The 5,383-nt window shown below is 28.1% G+C and carries 2 protein-coding genes; one reads left to right on the plus strand and one right to left on the minus strand.

Features of this window, described 5'->3' with window-relative positions; genetic code table 11:
• Positions 1 to 58: 58 nt before the first annotated feature.
• On the minus strand, positions 59 to 2,089 hold the full coding sequence (locus Q0138_RS01825) for an Ig-like domain-containing protein (protein ID WP_297980102.1): 2,031 nt from the start codon (positions 2,087 to 2,089) through the stop codon (positions 59 to 61).
• 37 nt (positions 2,090 to 2,126) lie between these two features.
• On the opposite strand from Q0138_RS01825, the gene Q0138_RS01830 reads away from it, so the two are divergent.
• The gene (locus Q0138_RS01830; RefSeq protein ID WP_297980104.1) at positions 2,127 to 5,276 is read left to right on the plus strand and encodes an HAD family hydrolase; all 3,150 of its coding nucleotides are present in this window, start codon (positions 2,127 to 2,129) and stop codon (positions 5,274 to 5,276) included.
• Positions 5,277 to 5,383: the final 107 nt, after the last annotated feature.

The raw sequence follows: 5,383 nt of genomic DNA on the forward strand, positions 1-5,383 counted from the left end.
AAAAAATAAAACAAGTAAAAAAAGTAAAAAATCTAAATGAATTAAATTAATAATTCATTTAAGATAATTTTAAAGTATTTTTTACACTTACAGCCGCATATCTATCTGTTCCTGCAAATTTAGCAGTGAATGAATAAGTTCCTTTTTTAGTTAAACTAACCTTAACAGTAGCCACTCCCTTAGCATTGGTACTTGCAGTATAGGTCTTTCCATTTAGAACAACACTGACCTTTTTACCTTTCAAAGGATTTCCCTTAGCGGATTTGAGAGTGACGGATATTGTTTTTGTTTTGGCACTTGCCTTATATGTTTTCTTATCTGCAGATATCTTGGTTTTTTGAAGGTTTACAGTAATCCTTGCTACAGCAAAACTTGCATTATAATCATCATCCCCAAGGAAACATATTGCAAATGTATAACCTCCCTTAATAGGAAGATTTACCTGAACCTTTGCCTGACCCTTGGAATCGGTGATGTAACTGTATACATGACCATTGAATCCTACAGAAACATTCTTGCCAGCCAATGCCTTTCCATCTGAATCTACCAATGTGAAGTAGAAGTATTCACCATTTCTTCCATCAACACCAACTTCAATTGTGTTTGTGGTCATGTTCTTGAAGAGAATTGATGTGGCTGTTTTGTTAGGAGTGATATAAACTGGAACCTCAACAGTATTGTTCACAACATGAATTACTTCAACAGGAACCTCAACAGTATTGTTCACAACATGAATTACATCAACAGGAACCTCAACAGTGTTGTTTACCACAACAATACGTTCCTCCACCTGACTTGAAACAATAAGTTTAGAGGTGTAATTGCTTGCATTTGAACTTATGTTTCCATCATAGACCAAACTAAGGTCCATCAGACCGGTTTGATTGATATTGAAACTAGCCTTACCATTGGAATCTGTTTTGACAGAGCCTGCAGAACTGCCATTGATTAAAATCTTAACAGTGGCATTGGCAATTGCCTTGGAATTTGAATCCTTTAAGGAAATGCTAATATTTCCATCGTCACTGACATCCTCAATGTTTATAAGAGAATCAAGCACTACAGGTTTACTTGCCCTAACAAATAATGTATTGAAGGTCTGATTGCCAATGGAAAGGGAATTCAATAAGTCTATGCTTGGGTGGAAAGTAAGGAAGTTTTGTCCTTCGATTAACTTATCGCTAACTGACAACAAGTCAAAGTTTAAAATAGTAACACTTGCATCCACATTGGTGAGACTGACTGCATTTGAACTGTTTTGTCCATTGACCCATACGTAAAATGGATTGAATTCCATCTGATTAGCCAATGTGAGATCATAATCAATATTTATCTTTACAATCCTGCTTTCACCAATTATGTAATCAATGCTTGAAACTTCAGGAGTGGAAACATAGGAATAAACTATGGTATCATTGCCATCGTCCCCTCCGGTACCGTTTGTATCATTATTGTCACCTGTACCGTTATCTGTTCCGTTTTCCGTATCGTTGGTATCATCTATAGGAGTCGGATTAGTGTAATTACAGTTTACAAGTAGCTGATTGAACTTATAGTTACCCATGGAATTGGCACTTAACAAGTTTACATCAGGATGGAAGGTTAATATGTTATATCCGTTTTCCATCTTGTCACTGATGGTCTTCAAGTCAAATGTGAATTCCTCAGCATCTGCGAAAACATTATAAATCTCTACCTTATTCGCATCATTTTCACCATTGATCCATACATAATAGCTATTTCCTTCAATGGATTCTGACCTGTCATAGTCAAAATCAGCAGTCACTGTAATGATTTTGCTTTCATTAGCATTATATGTTACAGAAGATGGATTTGGTGTGGTCTCATAATCATAATCCCCTGATTTGACAATCTTGCCATCAGCAGATTTTTCATTTAATTCATCATTAACATTACTGGAATCATCACTGTTTAAATCTATGTCATCACTGATTGCATCACCTATATTCAAATCACTGGATAAATCCCCAATAGCCAAATCATCAGCAGCAAAGGATTGAGGAATAATCACCAGCAGAAATATTAAAATTAAAAATATTGGTAATGCGTTTTTAATATTAAAACTCATAATCTTTTCCCTTATATTTTATAAAATAAATTATTAAATGGAAGATGACGATGATCAATCGACTTGTGTTGAACCTGTAATATCATATTGTTCACCTTCAGCTACTAGAGGAGTTAAAGAAATATCTAATAATAAGTTTAATTCATTTAGAAGTAATTATAATGATTTTTCTTCTCATCATTCATCTGTAAATAATACAATAATGCTTCCATTTATATCATCTGACGGTTCAATTCGTACAGAAAAAAGTAATAAAAATATAAATAATTCAAAAGAAAATTCATCTAATAATTATTATATGAAATTTGACAGTACAAGAAATAAGACAATTGGTTCTAAAAGTGATAACGAGCAAAAGAATAATGAAAGTGTGAATTTAAAAATAACTCACACATATAATGATCTAAGTCCTAATATATTAAAAAGATCAACTTTTATTTGCAAAAGATTTAGTATGGGTCTCCCAGAAACAAATTATCAAGAAATGTTAAATTTCCGAAGCAGTCAAATAGAAAACAATTATGAAAGTGATAATGTCGCTAATTATAATAAAAAAATTGATGAAAATAAAGAAAATCATGACAACACAAAAGACTCGATACGAACAGCAAAAACTCGTCATAATAAAATAATCAACGATGAGAAAATTCCTTCTTTATTTTTAAAAACAGAAAAACAAGATAAAAAAAATAATAATAGTAATAATAATAATAAAAATATTTTTGTATTTAAATCAAAAAAGCGAAGAAAAACCCAAAAAGTTCAAAAAGAAAGCAAAATTAATCTCAAAAAAAAAGACAAAGCTGTTCTTTTTTTTATAGAAAAATCAAAAAGTTTTAGCAATGAAGAATTACATAGGAATTGTCATTCTTCATATAAAAAGGAAAAGTCAAATGGAAATTTAGGCGAAGGAAAAATGTCTAAAGGAGAATATAGAAGTAATAAGAATGTAAAAAATATAAAAGATAATATTAATAAAGAAGATGCAATAAAAAAAAATTGGACGTCAAAAATTGGATTAATTGATAAATTTAAATCAGTAGGAAAAACCGATAAAAAAAAGAAGAAAAAAAATGATAGGAAAATTTCTTTCAAAGATCATAATTTTAATAATAAATTAGTTAAATTAATGTTTTCAAGAAACCAAGAAGTAAAAAATAATAAATATGAATCAAGTGGATTGAAAATGTTAAGAGAACATATGAATAATAGAAATTATAAAGAAAAAAAAGAGGATGAAAAATATAAAAAAGAAAAAATTAAAAAATCAGGAAAAAGAAGTTTAAAAAACTCTAAAGACAAAAATGAAACAGAAAAAGAAAAAGACAAAGATAAAAAAAGATTATCAGAAGAATTAAAAAGTGAAGATAGAAGACAAAGCGGATTTTTAAGTAAAGATGATGTTATTAAAAAAATATTTGATATCAAAGCAAGTTATAAAGAAAAAAGAGCTTCTAAAAAAGAAAGAACTAAGCATTATGAAACTACATTTAATAATGAATCAAAAAAAGAATTAAAAATAAAAGATAACAATAATGATTCAAATAATAATATATTATTAAAAATATCCAGAAGAAAAAGAAGTATATCACTACATTACCGAAATAATAAAATGCAAGAAATTTCTGAAGCATTAAGAGCAAAACTTCCCAAAAAAATTTCGAATCTGAATCTTATTAATGCATCATCAACTAATGTGATAAAAAAAGCAAAAAAAAAGAAAAAATTATCAGATGTCGAAGTTTTCCTCAAAAAAAATTTAAAAGATGAACAATACAGTTTATTCAGTAAATTTACAAATACAGTATATACCGGACCAGATTTTACCAAATATATTATAAGTTGTTTTGAATTAATTATGGATATGGATAAAGATAGTCAAACTCGTCTAAAAACGAAAATAAATTTTAATTTTCCAAAAAGTAAAAAAAAAGGACTCAAAAAACGTATAGCATTATTCGATTTAGATGAAACCTTAGTTCATTGTACAGGTGATATCAAATCAAAAAAGGCAAAATATCAACATACTATAGATATTTCATTACCAGGGAAAAACTCAGTAAAAGTCGGAATTAATTTACGTCCTTTATGGAAAGAGACTTTAGATTTAATAAAAAAGAAATATCATATCGTAGTACATACCGCAAGTCATCAGACATATGCTGATGCTGTATTAGACTTTATGGATCCAGAAAAAAAATATTTTAAATATCGATTATATAGAAATAATTGTTCTTTAGTAGATATTGACGATGTTAAATTTTATGTGAAAGATTTAGATATCTTTAATGAATATTATGATTTAAAAGATATAGTTATCATAGATAATTCAGTACTAAGTTTCGCTTACCATTTATACAATGGTATTCCGATAGTGCCGTATTATGAAGGCGAAAATGATAATTTTTTATATGTAGTAGGTTTATATTTAGATCATATTTATAAAGCAAATGATTTAAGAGAAGCAAATAAAAAGCTTATTAATCTTGATTATTTTTATGGTATAGCAAAATCCCAAGTGGAAAATGCTGATAATATTATTGATGAAGAATCTGATGTTATTGAGGAAGGAGAAGGAGAAGAAAATAGTCACACTGAAATACCGGAAGAAAGCATTACGAATATTAATGCTAAAGGCGATGATACTTTTAAAAGCAAAAAATCGAGACATAAATCTGGAAAAACTGCGATAAATAATAGAGGGGGAATGCTCGGATCTCATTCGCCTTTAAGTGCAAGAAAAACATTTAAAGAACTTTCAGAAAATAAATTAATGAGTAATTCTAACTTATTTAATATGTATTTAGAAATGAACGACAATAAAAATAAAATAAATAATCATTTTTCATTAACAGCAAAAGAAACAAAAAAAGAAAAATCTTTGCAATCAATAAACTTTTCGAATTATGCCAAATTAGTCAAGGAGGATATAAATATAATAAACAAAGAAGAAGAAGATAATAAAGAACGAGAATGTAAAAGTGAACCTGATATAAATCATCCTTCTTTTATAAAAATGAAATTTATAAGTAATACAAAAATCTTAAGAAGAAATATGTCCGTAGTTGATGCTGATTATTTAGCAGAAAGAATAAAAAATTCAATTATGGGAAATTTGAAAATAATTAAAACAAATTTTTCTAATAAATTTAAAGATTTAGAAAATATATCAGATAATAATGAATAGTTTATTGTTTTAATTGAAGTAATATTTTGACGTATAAATATTTTTTTATTACAAAAAAAGATCGGAAGAGCACACGTCTGAACTCCAGTCACGATCAGATCTCGTAT

This window comes from uncultured Methanobrevibacter sp., from assembly GCF_937906425.1.
In the GTDB taxonomy this organism is placed as follows: domain Archaea; phylum Methanobacteriota; class Methanobacteria; order Methanobacteriales; family Methanobacteriaceae; genus Methanobrevibacter.

Excerpts from the sequence above, each read along its gene's own strand:
- Q0138_RS01825 (WP_297980102.1), bottom strand. The coding sequence starts at position 2,089 with ATGAGTTTTAATATTAAAAACGCATTACCAATATTTTTAATTTTAATA.
- Q0138_RS01830 (WP_297980104.1), top strand. The coding sequence starts at position 2,127 with ATGGAAGATGACGATGATCAATCGACTTGTGTTGAACCTGTAATATCA.